The sequence below is a fragment of the Bacillus sp. SIMBA_074 genome (assembly GCF_046534555.1).
In the GTDB taxonomy this organism is placed as follows: Bacteria; Bacillota; Bacilli; order Bacillales; family Bacillaceae_G; genus Bacillus_A; species Bacillus_A mycoides.
The window spans coordinates 1-246 of record NZ_JAWRYM010001030.1 but is presented as its reverse complement, the minus strand read 5'-3'; the positions used below and the strand labels follow the sequence as shown (position 1 = coordinate 246).

General features: G+C 74.4%; 1 protein-coding gene. It reads right to left on the bottom strand.

The window, feature by feature from the left end; translation table 11 throughout:
• On the bottom strand, positions 1-246 hold a 246-nt coding region (locus tag SB773_RS33895; RefSeq protein WP_410594871.1), incomplete at both ends, for a hypothetical protein.

The following is a 246-nucleotide window of genomic DNA, read 5'->3' as shown; positions in this document are numbered from 1 at the left end:
AGCGGCGGGGTGGCGGGATGGGAATACCCGGGCTTTTCCGGGAACAGGCGTTCCGCGGCGCGCGAAAGCTCGGCGTCGCCGCTGAGCGCGGCCTCGCGCAGGGCCGCGGTGGGCGGGTGCAGGAGGCGGTTGGTCAGGCCATGGGCGAGCTGCTCGATCACCTCGTCGGCCGGGCGGCCGTTGCCGAGCTGGGCCATCGCCTTGGCCAGCAGTTCCTCGCGGGTGCTGTCGCCGAAGGCGCGCAGG